Below are 18,769 nucleotides of genomic sequence, written 5' to 3'. Positions count from 1 at the left end.
AATACAATTCAGATGAAAAAGTATTCATTTTACCTAGTAGCGATTCTAGGGCCTATCCTGTTTTTTTCAGGTTGCGGTAATCAAAACGGCAAAGCCTCATCTAATGGAGCGCTAGCATCAAATAATGCAGAGAAAGTATATGTAGCCCCAGGTGAACATGATGAGTTTTACGCGTTCATGTCCGGTGGGTATAGCGGTAACCTAACTGTTTACGGACTTCCTTCGGGACGGATGTTCAAAGAGATTCCGGTTTTTTCTCAGTTTCCTACATCTGGCTATGGGTATTCAGAAGAAACCAAGCCTATGTTAAATACTTCCTTTGGTTTTATACCGGGAGATGATTCTCACCATCCCGATATTTCTCAAACTAACGGAGAATTAGATGGTAGATGGTTGTTCATAAATGGAAATAATACACCGAGAATAGCACGGATTGATCTAAAAACATTTGAAACTGCCGAGATTATAGAAGTGCCCAATAGTGCAGGTAACCACAGTTCCTCGTACATAACGGAAAACACAGAATATGTAGTGGCAGGTACACGTTTTTCTGTTCCCGTTCCCCAAAGAGATATGCCCATTAAAGATTATAAAGGGAATTTTAAAGGGGCCCTGTCATTTATTAGTATAGCGCCTGAGACAGGTAATATGGATATTAAATTCCAGTTAATAATGCCGGGGTTCAACTATGATCTATCTCACCCAGGACGCGGAAAATCTCATGGTTGGTTCTTTTTTACGACATATAATACAGAGGAAGCGAACTCATTGCTAGAAGTTAACGCTTCTCAAAACGATAAGGATTTTATTGCAGCCGTAAACTGGAAAAAAATTGAAGAGTATGTTGAAAACGGTGGGGGTACACTTATGCCTGCCAATTATGCACATAACGTGTATAGTGATGAGACACATAGTGCTACATCAACTATGAAAAAAGAAGTATTGACCGTGGATCCTACGAAAGTTCCTGGTGCTATTTACTTTTTACCAACACCAAAATCGCCGCACGGTGTAGATGTTGATCCTACCGGAAGTTATATTATAGGTAACGGAAAACTTTCCGCGGATCTTACGATTCACTCGTTCGATAATATGATAGCCGCAATTGACGGTAAGAAATTTGATGGTGAGGCATATGGAATTCCTATTTTGAAATTCGATGATATTCTTGGAGGTGTTGTTAAGAGCGGAGGTTTAGGACCATTGCATACAGAATTTGATGGTAAGGGTTTTGGTTATACTACTTTCTTTATTTCTTCTGAAGTGGTAAAGTGGAAAGTGGGTACTTGGGAAGTTGTTGATAGAAAACCAACATATTATTCTGTGGGTCACGGCATGATTCCCGGGGGTAATTCTAGAAAACCATTTGGTAAGTATTTTGTTTCAATGAACAAGATTACCAAAGATAGATATTTGCCAACAGGTCCTGAATTAGAGCACTCTGCGCAATTATATGATATCTCCGGAGATAAAATGGAATTGCTTTATGATTTTCCAACGCATGGTGAACCGCATTATGCAGCCGCTATTCCAGCATCGATATTAGCACCTAAATCACAAAAAATCTATAAGCTGGCAGAGAACGAACATCCATTTGCCACAAAAAATGTTTCAGATGCAAGAGTAGTTCGTGACGGTAATGTAGTGCATGTATACATGGCAATGATCCGTAGTCACTTTACTCCAGATAATATAGAAGGTATTAAGGTGGGTGACACCGTGTATTTCCACATCACAAACCACGAGCAAGACTTTGATGTGCCTCATGGCTTTATGATGATAGGTGCTACTAATTCGGGATTGTTGATTATGCCAGGGCAAACTAAAACAACAGTTTGGGAACCCAAACAAGAAGGAGTATGGCCATTTTACTGTACGGATTTTTGTTCCGCTTTGCACCAAGAGATGCAAGGTTACATAAGAGTTTCTCCTGCTAAATCCAATATTGATCTTTCTTGGTCTTTGGGTGAATAAAGGAGGGAGAATTGTTTGATCGTTCAACAAAAAGCAGGTCCAGTACCAAGACCGGCCTGCTTTTTACTATTAGTGCCAGTTATGTTTTGATATATAGTATTTTAAGATGAAGTAAGATGAAAAGGGCAAGTGTAATAATGATAGTCGGTTCTTTATGTTTATTGGGGTTATTTGTATTTCCGCTTTGGAATATCATGTTAGGTGCTCCACAATATCCTGATCCGTTAGGAATGAATATTCATATTAATGGTATTCAAGGTGTTTCTGAATTTGATCTTCAGAATATAGATGGCCTTAACCATTACATTGGTATGAAGACTATTCCAAAGGCTGATGAAATGTGGGAATTCAACGTTTTTCCTATTGTCATCATAGGTATGGTCGTTTTAGGCGTATTATTTGGAGTTTTAGGCTTTTTAGGTAAAATTGATTACCGTTATTTCTTGGGGTGGTTCTTACTAATGTCTATCTTAGGAATCATGGGCATGTATGATTTTAATCTCTGGTTAACGGACTATGGTTCTAACCTGGATCCGCATGCTATAATTAAGGTTATTAATGAAGATGGAACGCCAATGACCTATAAACCACCACTTTTTGGATATAAAAAACTTCTCAATTTTGACGTAAGTTCAATTCCTGCAAAAGGGGCTTGGTTCATGTTCGCAGGTATGGCACTTACAGTAGTCGCTTTTTTCGTAGGATTGAAAAGTAAGGGTTCTCATAAATCTCATCAAGAACATAAATTAGCAACATCATGAAAAGTCTAGCTGGTATTTTAGTATTGGTTTTGGTATTGTCTTCATGTAATAGTGGGCCCAAAGCCATAGCATATGGTTCTGAAGGATGTCATTTTTGTAGTATGACTATTGTAGATAAGCAACATGCTGCCCAATTTATGACCAAAAAAGGAAGAAGTTATTCTTTTGATGCATCAGAATGTATGTTGAATTATATGAGGGATATAGATCTGGAAACTGTTGCGCTATACAGGGTAAATAATTATACCGATCCTGGAGTTTTTGTTGATGCTACAAAAGCAACTTATTTGATCAGTGAAAATATACCTAGTCCAATGGGTGCGTTTTTAACCGCTTTTTCAAATGAAGAAGAAGCAAAAAGAGCACAGTTAAATAATTCAGGAACCTTATATACGTGGCCGGAACTGAAAAACCAGTTTGAAAAAGATAATCCATTTTAAATTTACAGGAATTATGGGAAAAGACTTGGAAACTTCGGAATGTATGTCGCTTTTAAGCGATAATTGTATTGGTCATTTAGGCTACATAGCGGGTAAAAGTCCGTTTATTGTACCGGTGACTTACTTCTATGATTTAGAAAATAAAAGTATAATAAGTTATTCCGCTCCAGGTCACAAAATACAATCTATGAGAATGTATGGGCAAGTTTCTTTGCAGGTAGATGAAATAGCTACAATGCTACAATGGCGTTCTGTTTTGATTAACGGAAGTTTTGAGGAATTAAAGGGAAGCACGGCAAAAAAATGCCTACGCACTTTTACCAATGGCGTAAAAGAGATCATTTTGCGAACCAAAGGTCAAAAAACAGAATCCATAAGGGAATTTTCCAGCAAAATGGAAAAGGAGGCAAGCCCAATTGTATATCGTATCCATATCTCGGATATCGTAGGTAAATATAGAAACCAAAAAATTTAGAGCCCAGGTAATGTCAAGCCTAAAATTGCGGTCGTAGAATAAACCGTGTTTATCCAAGAGTAGATCTTGGTGGTCTTGTTATGAAAAACTGATAAGAAAAGAATTAACGAGAATTCTAAATTTCTCATATTAAGATGATACGATACCAAAGCTTATTAAATTTTACTTTTTTACTTTTTTTTACCGTACACCTATGGGCAAAACCTATTGTTGTTTGTGAGAGTTGTAAAGTAAAATCTATTTCTGAAGGTATTGAACGTGCCATAGACTTTGATACGTTAATAGTCAAAAAAGGAACATATAAAGAATACAATATTATTATAAACAAACCACTCACATTAATAGGTGAGGGCTACCCTAAAATAGATGGGGAAGATAAAGGAGAAATCATCCGTATTGTTTCTGACAATGTTACTGTAGATGGTTTTTTTATAATTAATGTGGGTACAAGTTATACCACGGATTATGCAGCAATTAGAGTAGTTAAGAGTGAGAATTTTTTAATTCAGAACATTGTTTTGGAAAAGTTGTTTTTCGGGATTTATCTAGAAAAATCAAACCACGGTAAAGTATATCACAATAAGATTATAGGAGACGCTAAAGACGAGTATAATTCAGGAAATGGCATTCAGCTCTGGTATTCGCATCATGTTGAGGTTAGTAAAAATATTATCCAAGGTGCAAGAGATGGTATATATCTGGAATTCTCCGATGATATTGAAATTCATGATAACAAAAGCACGGATAATCTGAGGTATGGCTTGCACTTTATGTTTTCGGATGACGATGTGTATACCAACAACGTTTTTGAAAATAATGGAGCGGGAGTGGCTGTTATGTTCTCAAAACGGATAGTAATGAAGGGTAATACCTTCAGGAAAAACTGGGGAACTGCTGCTTTTGGGATGTTATTAAAAGAAATAAACGATGCGGAAATAATTGAAAATACCTTTGAGGAAAATACGGTTGGGATTCATATAGAAGGATCGAACAGAATTACGTATAAGGGCAATAATTTCATAAAGAACGGGTGGGGTATAAAGGTGCTAGGCGCCTGTTATACTAATAGGTTCAGCGGTAATAACTTTTTGTACAATAGTTTTGATATATCATATGACAGTAAGTTGAACGATAATGTCTTTGACGGTAATTATTGGAGCGATTATACAGGATATGATTTAGATAATAATGGAATTGGCGATGTGCCTTACCGTCCCGTAAAGCTGTTTTCCTATATCGTTAATAAAACTCCAGAGGCTATTGTTTTGCTGCGAAGTCTTTTTATGGATATCATAGATTTTTCAGAAAAAGTATCTCCTGTTTTTACACCGGACAATTTATTGGATATTAATCCCCTAATGACCCAAGTACAATGATTCATATAGAAGGTTTGCAGAAAAAATTTGGAAAGAACGAAGTACTTTCGGACTTAGACCTTACCATAGAGAAAGGTGGTGTTTTTGCTATATTAGGACCTAATGGTTCGGGAAAAACTACCTTGATCAAGAGTGTTTTAGGAATGGTTGTACCAGATGAAGGAAGTATATCCGTCATGGGAGAGCGCATCAAAAAGAATTGGAAGTACCGCAAACAAATCAACTATCTGCCTCAGATAGCTAACTTCCCCGGAAACTTAAAAGTCTATGAGCTCATACGGATGATAAAGGACCTCAGGCAGAGCCCAAGTGATGAGGAAAGGCTAATTGAACTTTTTAAATTGCAGCCTTTTTTAGATAAAAAGCTATCTACCCTTTCTGGAGGAACCAAACAGAAAGTAAACATTGTTTTGGCTTTTATGTTCGATAGTCCTCTGCTTATTTTAGACGAGCCAACAACTGGTCTTGATCCAGCGTCCTTAATTCATTTAAAAAATCTTATTCGGGAACAAAAAGAGATGAATAAGACTGTGCTGATTACATCTCATATTATGCAGTTTGTAGCTGAGGTGTCTGATGTGATCGTTTATTTGTTAGAGGGTAATATTTACTTTAAAGGTAGTATTGAAGCACTGAAAATAAAGACAGGAAAAACCGATTTAGAATATGCCATTGCGGCCATTGCAACCGAACCAACTCATGCTTAAAATATTAAAATATAGTTTTTACGACCTTATCCGTAGCCGTTGGAGCTACGTGTACTTTCTATTTTACCTTTTATTAGGTTTTGTACTGCTGTTTTTAAACAATGACGTTTCCAAGGCAATCATAACCCTAATGAACGTTATAATAATTCTAGTGCCTTTGATTAGCACCATCTTTGGTATCATGTATTTTTATAATTCAAAAGAGTTTACCGAGCTTTTATTGGCGCAACCTGTAAAACGCTCTTCTATTTTTCTGGGTCAATATCTAGGTGTTGCAGGTTCTTTAACCCTAAGTTTAGTCTTGGGTCTTGGTATTCCTTTTGTACTTTACGGACTCTTTAAAAGTGATGCGATTTTTGACTTTACTTTACTCCTCGTTACAGGTGCTTTTCTAACCCTTATTTTTACCGTACTGTCTTTTAATATAGCTCTTTCCAATGAAAATAAAATTAAAGGTTTTGGTTACGCGGTATTATTATGGTTGTTTCTGGCCGTAATTTATGATGGGTTGTTTCTTATGTCCTTAATTATATTCAAAGAGTATCCATTAGATGGTTTTTCGCTTGGGGCTACCATGTTCAATCCAATTGATTTATCACGGACTTTAATCTTATTAAAGTTGGACATTTCTGCGCTTTTGGGTTACACAGGAGCGGTTTTCAAAAAGTTCTTTGGAACAGATCAAGGTTTCTTTGTATCCATGTTTATGCTTGTTCTGTGGACCGTCTTACCCATCTGGCGATTAATTTACATATCTAAGAAAAAGGATTTTTAATTTTGTAAGTATAGATAGCAATATAAATGGTAAATCTTAAAATTCACACTAAGACCGCTTTATTCTATTTTGTCCTTGCTGCGATTTTAGGATGTCTGTTGCGTTTTTTTAGAGTTTGTGATATTCCCGTTACCTACAAGTTTATTGTTCATGCCCATTCTCATATAGCTTTACTCGGTTGGGTTTATTTGGCGCTTACTACATTATTTTATAAGCTTTACTTGAGCGATGCATTGGTCCAGAAGGAATACCGGAGAATTTTTTGGTTTACACAAGTTACACTATTGGGAATGTTGTTGACTTTTCCGTTTCAAGGGTATGCGGTGTTTTCAATTGTCTTTTCTACCCTGTTCTTGATCGCGTCTTATTGGTTTTCTTGGTTCTTTTTTAAGAATACTCTAATTAAACATAAACATAATCAGTCATTAAAGTTTGCGAAGACCGCCCTTGTATATCTGCTAATTGCCAGTATTGGCCCTTGGGCTCTTGGAGGTATTATGAACACGCTTGGAACAGAGTCGGTTTGGTATCGTTTGGCTATATATTTCTATCTCCATTTTTTATATAATGGTTGGATGCTAATGGGGCTAGTGGCAGTTTTTCTGTATATTCTGGAAAAGCAGGGTGTGCTCATACCGAATAGAAGTTTTGGAAAACTATTGTGGGGCTTCAATCTAGGAATTCTATTCACTTTTTTTCTATCCACTTTATTTACACAACCATTTGCAGTCTTTTATGTTATTGGAGGACTAGGTGCACTTTTACAGCTTTGGGCTTTTTATGTCTTGATGGATTTTTTAATTGGTATTAAGCTAAAGAAAGAAAACTTGTTTTCTCAATTCTACCACAACTCATTACTACTTGTAGGAGTACTTTTAGTGGTAAAAATGATATTGCAATTGCTAAGTTCGCTACCTTATTTTGCAGATTTAGCAGTTACCTATTTGGACTTTACCATTGGTTATCTACATTGGATCTTTTTGGGCGTGGTCACGATAAGTTTAGTTGTGTTCTTGGATTACTTTAAGCTTATACAACTTAATACGAAAATGTTCTATGTATATGTATCAGGTTTTGTTTTGACCGAAAGTCTCATATTCTATAAAGCAATAGTTTCATGGCAATCTACCTTACTTTTTTCTGGGTTCTACCTTGTCCTAGCATTTGCAAGTCTCTTAATTTTATTTGCCGTATTAGGGTTTTTATTTCCCATAGGGAGAAAAAATTAATTCGACCCGTAAAAATTTAAATGGTAGCATCTTTTAATATGGAAAAGACAATGCCATTTAAATTAGGGTTTAGAGGAATTTGGTGGGTTAAGAGACTGGTTTTATCAGTATTGCTAATATAAGATAGCGCATTTCTCCGTGGCTTCCTATTTTAGGCAAAACAGATGCACAGTGCATCCTTCCATGGCATGTAATATTATACTCTATCTTTACCATCATCTTAATCTTTCAAGTATTTATGTTAGTGGGGTTAATTGTTTTTCTAATTCACGGGCTTTCATAAACAATATATTGTTTTCTAAGTGAATATGACGGTGCAGGTCTTCTTCAAATTCCTGTAATAGCGCGTACGTAACCTTGTAAGTAGAACAAGCATCGGCAGGGGGCGTATAATCATTGCTCAGTTCCGCAATAGTTCTAAAACGAACACCTTCATTATCATGTTCAGCCATCATAGTGTTAATTGGGTTTTCTACGGAACCAAAATGAGGAGCAGTTAAATCTTGTCCTGATTGTTTTGCTTCCACCATTTTGCGGACGAATGGAAAGAGCACCAATTCTTCTTTTTTCATATGCATCGCTAATTCTCCGGCAGAGGCATTGAAAAGTTGACTTATTTCGAATAGCTCAGGATGCTTCTCTCCGTGAACTTTACATAGTTTTTCAAGGTATTGTTTTAGAATGGTATTTTGCTGTTCCACATATCTATGATGTTTTTTCTCAATATAATCCACAAGAAGGTCCAACGGCCAGGATTTAAAATCTATGTTATCACCGTTGTTTTGGTTTGATACTGCTTTTAGTTCTGCAGAAAGGGTGTCTATATTTAGATTGTTTTTTTCGGCAACTTCTTCTAATGAACGGTTTCCACGGCAGCAGAAGTCGATTTTATGGTCTTTGAAAACTTGTGCGGTTCTGTAATCTTGAGCTACGATTTCACCAATGGTCTGTATCATAATTTTATTTTTTTTGTAATTACAATTAATAGGATAATTTTGTCCTATTTAAAATTAAATTTTTTTAACGTTTTAACGCGGTAAGTCCTTCTTCTAGGCCTACAGTCATATCATATAAACTTGTACTTTCTAACATATTTTTTAAATCTGCCCGTATTTGAACAAATTTATCATGAACAGGGCAAGGCTCATTACTATTACATTTTTTTAGCCCCAATCCACATCCTTCATATACCTTGTTACCATCTATGGCATACACTATTTGAGAAAGCTTTACTTGGTCTATGTTGGCTTTTGCTATCTGAAATCCTCCGGCAGCTCCTTTTACAGAATCTACAATATGGTTTTTAGACAATTGTTGTAAAACTTTAGCAGTAAAAGCTACAGGCGAATCTATCTTTTCAGCAATCTCTTTTAAACTAACACGAGTACCTTCAAGCGATTTTAACGCTATGTAAGTAGATGCTCTTATTCCGTATTCACATGCTTTTGAAAACATTACCTATAAATTGTTTTATGTTACAAAGATATAAATTTTTTTAATTAGGATAAATATATCCGAATTAAAAACGATTGATTTATTTTGTTCTGTTCCTGTGTTGGTATATCTGCATGAAAAGCATAGTACTCATTTTCTGAGCTCGGTTCTTGGCTATCCAAGCGCGGTCTCCCTTAAAAAGTTCATCTAGAGTTGCAAACCAGTGATTGAGCCATAATCCAAAATGTTCAGAGGTAATGGTTCCATTAGTTTTATCGTCTACTTCCTGATGCGCTGTTACGGGGTTTCCGTCATATTTACGTTGAAGAAAAAGTTGAGTCTCCCAAAAATCGGTCAATAGTTTTAAGTGTGACGGCCAGTCGGTAATAATTCCATTGAAAATCGGGCCTAAGATTTCGTCTTTTCGTATTTTTCCATAGAAAGTCTCAACCAGTAGCTGTACATCATTTCGGGATTTGATCTCCTTTTTCTCCATTGGTTCAAAAGTACACTATTAGCCTTATTTTATTTTAATGTTGATATATGGCTTATTTGAATTTAAGGGTATATTATTGTTAAGGTGCAAATATCTAGAATAGAGGTGTTTTGGCATATGAATAATGTCATATTATTTTATTAATTCCGAAATAAAAAAGGGAATCAGCTACGATTCCCTTCTTTTTTTGATTAAATAATTCTTTACTTGCCCAAGTGATCATTATAAAACTCCCAAGCCTGTTTAGCAACATCTCTACCCAATTGTAGCCCAGCAATGTTATCTGCTTGTATGTGATAGCCACCCATAACTCTAGACATCCCTGCCATATTAGCTGTTTCGGTAAATGTTGGAAAGTTTATAGTTACCGGTTTTCCGTAATAAACGGAATCAACCTCTGTAAGGGATCCCGGAATAAGTTCTATTGTTTCTCCAAAATACTCGTCACCGGTAAAAAGTCTAAGCGCTTCGGCACAACCGCCACTTATAGTACTATGTCCGGAAGTATAACTGGGAAATGGGGGGCAAAGAAAGATATCTGGTGAATACGGGCGCCATTCTTGACCTTTCATTTCAATAACCCCTTTGCTAGGACCAGCCCAACCTTTTATAGTTTTATTCTTATAATATTCGTGAACCAATGCATAAGGACGAGCATAGTCATAAAACATTTTAGAGTCCCAAGATGCAATAAAGGCATCCATTGCTGTAATTTCAGTTAGGAAATACATTTTTACATCCTCATCTAACGTATGATTATCTCTACGGGAAACATCTTGAGCGAATTTCAGCCAGTGACCGGCCTGTTGAACGGATTGTGGACCGTCTCGCATAAATTCTACCAAAGCTATTTCCTCACCGGAAAGGTTGGCTTGCAAATCAACCACTTCCTTCACTTCTTCTTTTAATTGCTCAGAACCGTACATTGGGGGTGGTCCCGGTCTAAATTGGTCTGCAGAGGTCAATGCTATTGGCGTAACTTTTTGCCAGTAGGGCGTAAGACATCCGGGTGCATATTGCCCGCCCTTGCCATCAGAGAAATATTTGGGTTGCCACCTGTTGATATCCGTATTCTCATCTGCGGTATTTACGGGACTATAATTGGTATAATCAAAATAGGCTTCACCATTGGAGCCTTCCATTTTTCCATATTGGTTACTACCATCGTTTTTTCTGGCCTCAATAGTTGCCTTTGCGGCTAAGTTGCCAATACCTTCTGGTGTTGTGGGATCCATAGAAGTGTTGTCCGGATCCAAACCTAAATCCATCATCAGTTTTCTGAACATTTCGGTATCTGAATAGTAGTATTCTTTCATTGCACCGAAAGCGGCGTAACTAATGGCTATTTCTTTATTTTTTAGATTTTGTTCGCTAGCAGGTCTGCGATCTACACCTTTTAAATATACCGGTATCGCTTTTGGGTCATAGACAGACCACGCATCAAAAATAGAAACAAAAATCAGTCCTAGATATCTAGACGTTATGGTGGGCCTGGGTTTAAATTTTTCGGTGTCGGAAGCTGTAGCATCTAGAGCCATCTTTCCCCATTTATAAGCTACATTTTCAATTCCTTTTGGCTCTTCTTGATTTTCTTGGCCAAAAGAGCTTCCAAAGGACAATAACCCACAGATTAGGGTTAACATAAAAATACGTTTCATGTAATTGGTTATTAAGTTGTTGTTGACCTTCAAATATAGGGAAGGCACTTAAAGTTTTAAAATATTTTACGTAAGAACATTCATCATAAATCCATAGAGTTCTTGCATTTGTGGTTTTCCTTTTTGTTTTCCGCCGCGTCCAAAAAAATAAAGTGCAAACCAAAGGATAACTATCATGACCATAAGTCCTAGTTGCAGATGATACGGCTTGTTTAAGGAGGCACTGGAATACCCCCAAATCCCTAAAATTATAAACAAGGCAGCTATAACAAAATGTAGGAACATAAAGAAGGTCCAAAGGGTAGGATTAGGGCCAAAAACACCATGTAAATGACAATTTTTTTCATCTATTTCATCTATTTCCAAATGGAGCTGTGGAGACCAAAAATGATTGTTCTTTTCATTAAATTTGATGAAAATATGCTCATCTAAACGTTTCACTAAAAAAGGTGATTCCGCAGCAGATTCAAAATTTTTAAGAACATCTTCTTTAGCGCCAACTACATCTAATTGAAACCTTGGGCGAAGTACAATTTCGTTTGGTAAAGGTTTCATATTAAAAACGTTTGGTAGCCATTAATTATGACATTCTATGGCACTAGTGGCCAATTGTGTAACGGGCGCGGGCGATACATACGGAATACCTAAGCCAAGCCCCCTTAAAATAAATAATAAGCCTATGACCACTACGAAAACAGGAATGGCTTTCTGTACTTTTTTGCGAATACCACCTTTTAATAAACCACTAAAATATATAGCAGCCGTCATTAAAGGCAGTGTACCTAAACCAAATAGCACCATATAAAGACTTCCTTGCATTGCATTTCCCATGGCAATAGCTCCAAAAAGCGCCATGTATACCAAACCACAAGGGAGGAAACCATTTAGAAAACCGATGGTGAGAAAGGTGTCCGGAGATTTTTTCTTGAGTTCTTTACCTAATTGGTTCTTTACTTTTGAGATAACTTTATAGATAGGTTTAGATAGATTGTATTTATTGAATGTCTTATAAGGAATCAAAACCACCACAATCATCAAAACACCAATAGCTATGGATAGTTTTTGTTGTGCACCAAAAATAGAAAGTCCTTTTCCTAGAAGCCCAAATACGAGACCTATTATACCGTAGGCCATTAGCCTACCAAAATGATAAATAAATATCTGGCCAAACTTTTTTAAATTGTTAGAGTGGTCTACCGGAAGCATAAAGGCAATAGGTCCGCACATACCAACGCAGTGCAAACTTCCCATAAGGCCTAATATGACGGCAGATAGTAACATGTTTTATTTTAAAAGGTTAGGCTTTCTTTGTGTAGAAAATCTTTTCCTTGGTGTTTCCAGGTAATTTTTATGTCCCATCGACCATCCAACAAGCGTTTGTCAGGTATGAGCAAATGTGAATTGGATAAACTTATAGGAAAGTTAAAATCCAAGTGCTTATTGGACGGTCTGTATAGGGACACAATGCCCGAAACATTAGTATTATCGAAACCTTCGGGAAAAATTACCAATAATCCCTTGGGGCTTTTTTTTAATTGTATTTGTTCATTGAAATTAAGAGCGTTTTGCTCCGCATCGATTTCTTTTTGATAGCCTAGTTCTGCCTTATAATATTCTTCCGTAACCAAATCATGATTGGCGTTATGACTCGTAGTCATACGTATCACAAAGAACAGAATGAAACTGATGAAAGCTACAAAAGCAATTACGATACCTGTACCCCAATTTATTTTCATGATTTTTTATTTAAATGCTATTTATAACTACGTGGTGCTAAAAAGCGCGCCGTAGTGGTCTCTATTAATTTATCATCACTATAAACACCAATTTTAAGGTTGTTCTTGTCACCGCTAAGTGCAGATGCATTAATTTCTATAAACAAAGTTCCTTCTGCCAAAGCTTCTGGTTGTACATCAAAATTATCGTTACGTACCAGTTTTATTTCGCCTTTTGGAGATATCAGTTCGAAGTGAACATTATCTACGGATTTGGTTGTTTTGTTCAAGAGTTTATAAGTATACACGTTACTTATGATGTTACCTTCTTTGTGTTCGTAAAGCTGTCCGGGTAGTCGTAAAATATTAGCCTCAAGATCGTTTCTTAAAAACATCATACCAACCAATACCCCGGTCAAAATAACTAGTACTGCGGTATAGCCTTTTAGGCGAGGTGTAAATTTGAACTTTTCTTTTTTTGTAATTTCATCCTCACTTGCATAACGAATCAACCCTTTTGGGAGATCTACTTTCTCCATAATGGCATCACACTCATCTATACAAGCCGTACAGTTAACACATTCTAACTGTGTTCCGTTTCTAATATCAATTCCTGTAGGGCAGACATTTACACATTGGTTACAGTCAATACAATCACCATGACCTAAAGCTTCGCGGTCTTCATTTTTACGCCATTTTTTTCTTCCGTTTTCGGCTTCACCTCTTTTATGGTCGTAAGCAACAACTATAGATTTATTGTCTAACAATACCCCTTGCATACGTCCGTAAGGGCACGCAATAATACATACTTGCTCTCTAAACCAGGCGAACACAAAATAAAAGACACCGGTAAATATTAACAACGATAACATGGTGCTTAAATGTTGGGTAGGGCCATCTGTTATATACTGTATCAACCTATCACTGCCAATTAAGTAGGCCAGGAAAACGTTGGCTATAACGAAGGATATGATAAAAAAGATTATCCACTTTAAAACACGTTTACGAATCTTTTCAGCATTCCATTCCTGTCTATCCAATCGCATTTGAGCACCGCGATCTCCATCTATCCAATATTCGATTCTACGGAATACCATTTCCATAAAAATGGTCTGAGGACACATCCATCCGCAGAAAATACGGCCAAAGGCAACTGTAAACAGGGCAATGAAAACCACCCCGATTATCATTGAAATAACAAACAGGTGGAAATCTTGTGGGTAAAAAGGAAAGCCAAATATGTTGAAACGTCTTTCTAGGACATTGAACATTAGAAATTGGTTGCCATTGATCTTTACAAAAGGAGATGCAATCAAAAAAGCCAAAAGCGCGTAGCTTACGTATTTACGATACTCATAAAACTTACCACTTGGCTTTTTAGGAAAGACCCAAGCTCTTTTTCCATCTTCTTTAATGGTACCTATTGAATCCCTAAAATTGTCTTGATCTTGTGCCATTATATATCTCTTTATTGGCCCTAAGAGGTTTTAACACCTCGTTGTATTCAGTTCATAGTAACCGATGTGGAATCTACTTCCTGTTCAGTACTGGCTTCTTCTGCCGGTGTAGCTGATTCAGGAGCATTGGGATCAACCCAAAGGTCTCCTTCAGCTGCTTTTGGATTTGCAGGTGTTGTTCCTTGGAAGCTTAATACATAGCTTGCAACCTGCGCGATTTCTGCAGGTTTTAAATTTTGTTTCCAAGCAATCATACCTTTACCATCACGACCACCTTCTGAAATGGTATGGAAAACGTTTTTGATGCCTCCACCCAAAATCCAGTTTTGGTCCGTTAAGTTAGGTCCAATACCACCACCACCGTCTACCATATGACAGGCAACACAGTTACTTTCAAAAATGGTCTGGCCCGCTTTAAGGTCACCGGCATCGGTTAGTAATTCTACCGTGTTGGCATCTACAAGACCTTTGGCGGTTTTTTTGTATTCTTCAATTTCCAATTGTGCGGCAGCAACCTCTTGATCGTACTCTTGGATTTGGTCATACTCATTAAAAACATGAAAACGTGCCAAATAAACTACGGCAAATACAATAGAAGCATAGAACAGGTATACCCACCATGGTGGTAAATTGTTGTCTAGCTCACGTATACCGTCATAGTTATGGTCAAGAATAATTTCGCCCTCTTTTTCAATAGGTTTAGAACCTAGTAAGTTTTGGTATGTTTCTTCACCCCATTTCCAATGGAAAGATTTGCTCTTTGCAGCTATGTAGCGCTCTTGAGCTTCTTTTGACAGCGTCTGGAACATTACATTTTCTATAGCTCTTGTAATTACGGCAATAACTATTAGGAGGAACAGCACAAATACAAGAAATACCTGTACCATAGGGTATTTTATAAAGGCAGGCATTTCACCGGAATCAACAACAAACTCGGTTATCCCGAATATTATAAAGAAAATGAGTGGAATTTTAATCCACCAGGTTGATGTGTTTTTCATAGCTCTAGGTTTTGTTGGTTATCTTCTTCAAAAGGTAGTTCGCTCACTTCTTTTATGTATGATTTTGATGCGGTGATAACCCACCAGAATAACAATGTGAAAAACACAAAGAAGATAAGTAATGATATCATGGGGTAGGTAGCTACACCATCTATAGTTTCCATGTAACCTTTTACAAATTTGAACATGATTTCTAGTTTTTGTTTTCAGATAATAATTCTCCTGTTTCCTTAACCTTGATGTCTGTTCCTAATCGCTGTAAATACGCAATTAAGGCTACTATTTCTCGGTCTCTCATTTCTACAAACTCTTCGCCGTTTTCAGCAGCGTAAGTTTTATCGGCCTCATAGGTTTTAGCAAAATCGGGATCTGTATATAGATTCTTTTCTATTTTTTCGGCCTGTGCATCCATAAGGGCATCGGCATTTGCAATTTCCTCTTCGGTGTAAGGTACACCAAGGGTTACCATAGCTTCCATTTTAGTCTGTATGTTACTACGGTCATGTTTGTCCCGTACTAACCAAGAATAGGATGGCATAATAGATCCGGATGATGTACTCTGTGGATCGTACATATGGTTAAGGTGCCAATTATCGGAATATTTTCCGCCAACTCTAAGCAAATCCGGTCCGGTTCGCTTACTGCCCCAAAGGAATGGATGGTCATATACAAACTCCCCAGCTTTGGCATATTCGCCGTAACGTTCCACCTCACTTCTAAACGGACGAACCATTTGCGAGTGACAGCTAACACAGCCTTCACGAATATAAAGGTCACGACCTTCCAGTTCTAATGGAGTATATGGTTTTACACTTGTAATCGTAGGAATATTGGATTTTACAAGAAGTGTTGGTACAATTTGTATTAGACCTCCAATAAGGATGGCTACAGTAGCCAAGATTGTTAACTGAATTGGCTTACGCTCTAACCATGTATGGAAAGTTTCACCAGCCGTTCTATGTTTAGAAACACGGGTAAGTGCAGCAGCTTCCGCCAACTCGTCCTCTATTGTGCTACCGGATTTAATGGTGCGAACCACGTTATATATCATAACACAGGCACCTACGATATAAAGGCTACCACCAATGGCCCGCATCCAGTACATAGGCATAATTTCATGCACGGTTTCTAAGAAGTTACCATAAACTAAAGTACCATCTGGGTTAAAATCTTTCCACATTAAAGCTTGGGTAAACCCAGCAACGTACATTGGCAAGGTGTAAAGTATAATACCTAATGTTCCTATCCAGAAGTGGAAATTAGCCAGCCCAACGGAAAATAATTTGTTTTTTGTCATTTTGGGCACTAACCAATAGATCATACCAAAGGTCAAGAAACCGTTCCAGGCTAAGGCACCTACATGTACGTGAGCGATTATCCAGTCACTAAAGTGGGCAATTGCGTTTACGTTTTTAAGCGAAAGCATTGGGCCTTCAAAAGTTGCCATACCATAACCTGTAATGGCAACGACCATAAATTTTAAAACAGGATCGGTACGTACTTTGTCCCAAGCACCGCGCAAGGTTAATAGTCCGTTGATCATACCGCCCCAAGATGGTGCTAATAGCATTATAGAGAATGCTACCCCTAAATTTTGAGCCCAATCGGGCAATGCAGAATATAATAAGTGGTGAGGACCAGCCCAGATATAAATAAATATCAATGACCAAAAGTGTACAATAGAAAGTCTATAGGAATAAACAGGTCTGTTAGCAGCTTTAGGTACAAAATAATACATAAGACCTAAGAATGGAGTGGTCAAGAAAAATGCAACTGCATTGTGCCCGTACCACCACTGCACTAACGCATCCTGAACACCGGCATAAACCGAGTAACTTTTTAATGCACTAACAGGAAGTTCAATATTATTGAAAATATGAAGTACTGCTACAGTAACGAAAGTGGCCAGGTAAAACCAGATTGCTACATAAAGGTGGCGCTGTCTCCTTTTTATCATAGTACCTATAAGGTTAGCTCCAAAAGCAACCCAAACTACAGCAATAGCAATATCTATAGGCCACTCAAGCTCAGCATATTCTTTAGTACTGGTGTATCCCAATGGTAGCGTAATAGCTGCTGCCACAATAATTGCCTGCCAGCCCCAAAAATTGAATTTACTAAGAAAATCGCTATACATACGTGCTTTTAGCAAACGTTGCGTAGAGTAGTAGACCCCTGCGTAAATAGCATTTCCTACAAATGCAAAAATCACCGCATTGGTATGCAATGGGCGCAAACGACCAAAACTTAACCATGAAATTCCATCGGTTAAGTTGGGGAACATGAACATTAAGGCTAACAATAAGCCTACAGACATACCCACAATACCCCAGAACATGGTTGCATAGAGGAAATTTTTCACGATTTTGTTATCGTAATAAAATTGCTGTACTTCCATAATTATACTTGTTTATTTAGTTGGATTTTTTCTTCTTTTAACTTTTTGGAGCTGGTTTTTTTAGTTTTTACCAGTTCATCTTCAAAAAGCATGCGTACGGATGGAGTATACGAATCATCGTACTGCCCGCTTTTCACCGAAACGATGAAAGCAATGAAAAATATGACCGCAACAAAGATGCTTATGGCCAATAACACATAAATGACACTCATACCTACCTGAATTATGCCGTAAAACTACGGTGTGAACTTTCTATTTAATATGATTTTTGTCAGGTTTTAATAAATCTATAAAAGTTTCTTTGTTTATAGATATAACCAGCTGCACTGTAAATATATACAGTATTATTATTTTCAATGGGAATAGTTCAAAAAAATTCTTTTATCAAGCTAAAACGTTTGAATCCAATTTATTTAAGCCTTTTTTGTGTTTTGATAAATAGAAATCAAAGCGGCAATTATAATTAGATTTTTAATTACATATTGCCCCAAAAGAGTGGGGGCAAAAGGGCTATAAGTAAAAGAGGCTTCGCTAAGAAGGAGTAAAGTAGAGAAAGTACAGATCATGTGTAGAAGCGTTACTATAACAGTTTGCTTTCTAAACAGGTCCAAAAGCAAAAAAATACCAATCGCTACTTCTATAACAGCAAGAATTATGATGGAAATTTTAGGAGGAATTAAACCGAAAGTAAGAGAAGTAATTGTTTCTTTGGCCAATTCTTCGGCCGGACTTATGTCGTTAAAAAACTTAAGGCTTCCAAACCACAAATAGACAATAGCTATTGAGATTTGTAGTAATGAGATTTTTTTAAAATGTTTTGAGAACGAAGAGATAGTTGAGACTGGCATTGGTACTTAAAACGTAATTAGTTGT

At 37.0% G+C, this 18,769-nt stretch carries 21 protein-coding genes; 8 read left to right on the top strand and 13 right to left on the bottom strand.

The annotated features are described in order from the left end of the window. Positions 1-12 precede the first annotated feature (12 nt). The 8 genes from nosZ to KO521_RS13675 all read left to right on the top strand — a co-directional run bounded on the left by nosZ (position 13) and on the right by KO521_RS13675 (position 7,737). A complete protein-coding gene (gene nosZ, locus KO521_RS13710; RefSeq protein ID WP_215940457.1) occupies positions 13-1,974 on the top strand; it encodes a Sec-dependent nitrous-oxide reductase in 1,962 nt (653 codons plus the stop codon). 116 nt (positions 1,975-2,090) lie between these two features. Then, a complete protein-coding gene (locus tag KO521_RS13705) occupies positions 2,091-2,735 on the top strand; it encodes a hypothetical protein (protein ID WP_215940456.1) in 645 nt (214 codons plus the stop codon). Then, positions 2,732-3,175 (top strand): nitrous oxide reductase accessory protein NosL, encoded by a 444-nt coding sequence (locus KO521_RS13700; protein ID WP_215940455.1) that lies wholly within the window; start codon positions 2,732-2,734, stop codon positions 3,173-3,175. Before KO521_RS13705 ends, KO521_RS13700 begins: the two co-directional genes overlap by 4 nt. Before the next feature lie 13 nt (positions 3,176-3,188). Then, positions 3,189-3,650: a pyridoxamine 5'-phosphate oxidase family protein gene (locus tag KO521_RS13695; protein ID WP_215940454.1), complete on the top strand. Its 462-nt coding sequence runs from the start codon at positions 3,189-3,191 to the stop codon at positions 3,648-3,650. A 134-nt stretch (positions 3,651-3,784) separates the two neighbouring features. Further along, positions 3,785-5,026, top strand: coding sequence for a nitrous oxide reductase family maturation protein NosD (locus tag KO521_RS13690; RefSeq protein ID WP_215940453.1), 1,242 nt, complete (start codon positions 3,785-3,787; stop codon positions 5,024-5,026). Then, positions 5,023-5,733: an ABC transporter ATP-binding protein gene (locus tag KO521_RS13685; RefSeq protein WP_215940452.1), complete on the top strand. Its 711-nt coding sequence runs from the start codon at positions 5,023-5,025 to the stop codon at positions 5,731-5,733. Before KO521_RS13690 ends, KO521_RS13685 begins: the two co-directional genes overlap by 4 nt. Further along, positions 5,726-6,508 carry an ABC transporter permease gene (locus KO521_RS13680; RefSeq protein WP_215940451.1) on the top strand — a complete coding sequence of 261 codons (783 nt, stop codon included), beginning with the start codon at positions 5,726-5,728 and terminating at the stop codon, positions 6,506-6,508. The genes KO521_RS13685 and KO521_RS13680 overlap by 8 nt, the downstream gene beginning before the upstream one ends. 26 nt (positions 6,509-6,534) lie before the next feature. Then, positions 6,535-7,737 carry a hypothetical protein gene (locus KO521_RS13675; RefSeq protein WP_215940450.1) on the top strand — a complete coding sequence of 401 codons (1,203 nt, stop codon included), beginning with the start codon at positions 6,535-6,537 and terminating at the stop codon, positions 7,735-7,737. A gap of 236 nt (positions 7,738-7,973) precedes the next feature. On the opposite strand, the gene ric is transcribed toward KO521_RS13675, so the two are convergent. From ric to KO521_RS13610, 13 genes are all read right to left on the bottom strand, one after another. Continuing rightward, complete coding sequence (gene ric, locus KO521_RS13670; protein ID WP_215940449.1) at positions 7,974-8,693, bottom strand: iron-sulfur cluster repair di-iron protein; 720 nt, start codon at positions 8,691-8,693, stop codon at positions 7,974-7,976. A 64-nt stretch (positions 8,694-8,757) separates the two neighbouring features. Beyond that, on the bottom strand, positions 8,758-9,192 hold the full coding sequence (locus KO521_RS13665) for an RrF2 family transcriptional regulator (protein ID WP_215940448.1): 435 nt from the start codon (positions 9,190-9,192) through the stop codon (positions 8,758-8,760). Positions 9,193-9,271: 79 nt separating this feature from the next. Then, positions 9,272-9,667 (bottom strand): group III truncated hemoglobin, encoded by a 396-nt coding sequence (locus KO521_RS13660; RefSeq protein ID WP_215940447.1) that lies wholly within the window; start codon positions 9,665-9,667, stop codon positions 9,272-9,274. Positions 9,668-9,870: 203 nt separating this feature from the next. Further along, positions 9,871-11,325: a vanadium-dependent haloperoxidase gene (locus tag KO521_RS13655; RefSeq protein ID WP_252730066.1), complete on the bottom strand. Its 1,455-nt coding sequence runs from the start codon at positions 11,323-11,325 to the stop codon at positions 9,871-9,873. Between the two features lie 66 nt (positions 11,326-11,391). Then, positions 11,392-11,880, bottom strand: a complete 489-nt coding sequence (locus tag KO521_RS13650) for a GTP-binding protein (RefSeq protein ID WP_215940446.1) — start codon at positions 11,878-11,880, stop codon at positions 11,392-11,394. 21 nt (positions 11,881-11,901) lie between these two features. Further along, positions 11,902-12,606, bottom strand: coding sequence for a sulfite exporter TauE/SafE family protein (locus tag KO521_RS13645; protein WP_215940445.1), 705 nt, complete (start codon positions 12,604-12,606; stop codon positions 11,902-11,904). An 8-nt stretch (positions 12,607-12,614) separates the two neighbouring features. Beyond that, on the bottom strand, positions 12,615-13,061 hold the full coding sequence (locus tag KO521_RS13640; protein WP_215940444.1) for a FixH family protein: 447 nt from the start codon (positions 13,059-13,061) through the stop codon (positions 12,615-12,617). Between the two features lie 17 nt (positions 13,062-13,078). Then, positions 13,079-14,497 carry a cytochrome c oxidase accessory protein CcoG gene (gene ccoG, locus KO521_RS13635; protein WP_215940443.1) on the bottom strand — a complete coding sequence of 473 codons (1,419 nt, stop codon included), beginning with the start codon at positions 14,495-14,497 and terminating at the stop codon, positions 13,079-13,081. Between the two features lie 47 nt (positions 14,498-14,544). Continuing rightward, positions 14,545-15,498: a cbb3-type cytochrome c oxidase N-terminal domain-containing protein gene (locus KO521_RS13630; protein ID WP_215940442.1), complete on the bottom strand. Its 954-nt coding sequence runs from the start codon at positions 15,496-15,498 to the stop codon at positions 14,545-14,547. Continuing rightward, complete coding sequence (locus KO521_RS13625; protein ID WP_215940441.1) at positions 15,495-15,686, bottom strand: CcoQ/FixQ family Cbb3-type cytochrome c oxidase assembly chaperone; 192 nt, start codon at positions 15,684-15,686, stop codon at positions 15,495-15,497. Before KO521_RS13625 ends, KO521_RS13630 begins: the two co-directional genes overlap by 4 nt. A gap of 5 nt (positions 15,687-15,691) precedes the next feature. Next, positions 15,692-17,896: a cytochrome-c oxidase, cbb3-type subunit I gene (gene ccoN / locus KO521_RS13620; RefSeq protein ID WP_215940440.1), complete on the bottom strand. Its 2,205-nt coding sequence runs from the start codon at positions 17,894-17,896 to the stop codon at positions 15,692-15,694. Positions 17,897-17,898: 2 nt separating this feature from the next. Next, positions 17,899-18,108: a cbb3-type cytochrome oxidase assembly protein CcoS gene (gene ccoS, locus KO521_RS13615; protein WP_215940439.1), complete on the bottom strand. Its 210-nt coding sequence runs from the start codon at positions 18,106-18,108 to the stop codon at positions 17,899-17,901. A gap of 201 nt (positions 18,109-18,309) precedes the next feature. After that, on the bottom strand, positions 18,310-18,744 hold the full coding sequence (locus KO521_RS13610) for a DoxX family protein (RefSeq protein ID WP_215940438.1): 435 nt from the start codon (positions 18,742-18,744) through the stop codon (positions 18,310-18,312). Positions 18,745-18,769: the final 25 nt, after the last annotated feature.

Origin of the sequence: Zobellia uliginosa (genome assembly GCF_018860745.1) — a bacterium.
Classification (GTDB): Bacteria; Bacteroidota; Bacteroidia; order Flavobacteriales; family Flavobacteriaceae; genus Zobellia; species Zobellia uliginosa_B.
Note: the sequence above shows the minus strand (reverse complement) of the source record. Positions and strands in the feature narration are given on the sequence as shown.

What these genes read in the sequence shown, in the direction of transcription:
- nosZ (WP_215940457.1), top strand. Translation starts at nt 13, where the DNA reads ATGAAAAAGTATTCATTTTACCTAGTAGCGATTCTAGGGCCTATCCTG.
- KO521_RS13705 (WP_215940456.1), top strand. Translation starts at nt 2,091, where the DNA reads ATGAAAAGGGCAAGTGTAATAATGATAGTCGGTTCTTTATGTTTATTG.
- KO521_RS13700 (WP_215940455.1), top strand. Translation starts at nt 2,732, where the DNA reads ATGAAAAGTCTAGCTGGTATTTTAGTATTGGTTTTGGTATTGTCTTCA.
- KO521_RS13695 (WP_215940454.1), top strand. Translation starts at nt 3,189, where the DNA reads ATGGGAAAAGACTTGGAAACTTCGGAATGTATGTCGCTTTTAAGCGAT.
- KO521_RS13690 (WP_215940453.1), top strand. Translation starts at nt 3,785, where the DNA reads ATGATACGATACCAAAGCTTATTAAATTTTACTTTTTTACTTTTTTTT.
- KO521_RS13685 (WP_215940452.1), top strand. Translation starts at nt 5,023, where the DNA reads ATGATTCATATAGAAGGTTTGCAGAAAAAATTTGGAAAGAACGAAGTA.
- KO521_RS13680 (WP_215940451.1), top strand. Translation starts at nt 5,726, where the DNA reads ATGCTTAAAATATTAAAATATAGTTTTTACGACCTTATCCGTAGCCGT.
- KO521_RS13675 (WP_215940450.1), top strand. Translation starts at nt 6,535, where the DNA reads ATGGTAAATCTTAAAATTCACACTAAGACCGCTTTATTCTATTTTGTC.
- ric (WP_215940449.1), bottom strand. Translation starts at nt 8,693, where the DNA reads ATGATACAGACCATTGGTGAAATCGTAGCTCAAGATTACAGAACCGCA.
- KO521_RS13665 (WP_215940448.1), bottom strand. Translation starts at nt 9,192, where the DNA reads ATGTTTTCAAAAGCATGTGAATACGGAATAAGAGCATCTACTTACATA.
- KO521_RS13660 (WP_215940447.1), bottom strand. Translation starts at nt 9,667, where the DNA reads ATGGAGAAAAAGGAGATCAAATCCCGAAATGATGTACAGCTACTGGTT.
- KO521_RS13655 (WP_252730066.1), bottom strand. Translation starts at nt 11,325, where the DNA reads ATGAAACGTATTTTTATGTTAACCCTAATCTGTGGGTTATTGTCCTTT.
- KO521_RS13650 (WP_215940446.1), bottom strand. Translation starts at nt 11,880, where the DNA reads ATGAAACCTTTACCAAACGAAATTGTACTTCGCCCAAGGTTTCAATTA.
- KO521_RS13645 (WP_215940445.1), bottom strand. Translation starts at nt 12,606, where the DNA reads ATGTTACTATCTGCCGTCATATTAGGCCTTATGGGAAGTTTGCACTGC.
- KO521_RS13640 (WP_215940444.1), bottom strand. Translation starts at nt 13,061, where the DNA reads ATGAAAATAAATTGGGGTACAGGTATCGTAATTGCTTTTGTAGCTTTC.
- ccoG (WP_215940443.1), bottom strand. Translation starts at nt 14,497, where the DNA reads ATGGCACAAGATCAAGACAATTTTAGGGATTCAATAGGTACCATTAAA.
- KO521_RS13630 (WP_215940442.1), bottom strand. Translation starts at nt 15,498, where the DNA reads ATGAAAAACACATCAACCTGGTGGATTAAAATTCCACTCATTTTCTTT.
- KO521_RS13625 (WP_215940441.1), bottom strand. Translation starts at nt 15,686, where the DNA reads ATGTTCAAATTTGTAAAAGGTTACATGGAAACTATAGATGGTGTAGCT.
- ccoN (WP_215940440.1), bottom strand. Translation starts at nt 17,896, where the DNA reads ATGGAAGTACAGCAATTTTATTACGATAACAAAATCGTGAAAAATTTC.
- ccoS (WP_215940439.1), bottom strand. Translation starts at nt 18,108, where the DNA reads ATGAGTGTCATTTATGTGTTATTGGCCATAAGCATCTTTGTTGCGGTC.
- KO521_RS13610 (WP_215940438.1), bottom strand. Translation starts at nt 18,744, where the DNA reads ATGCCAGTCTCAACTATCTCTTCGTTCTCAAAACATTTTAAAAAAATC.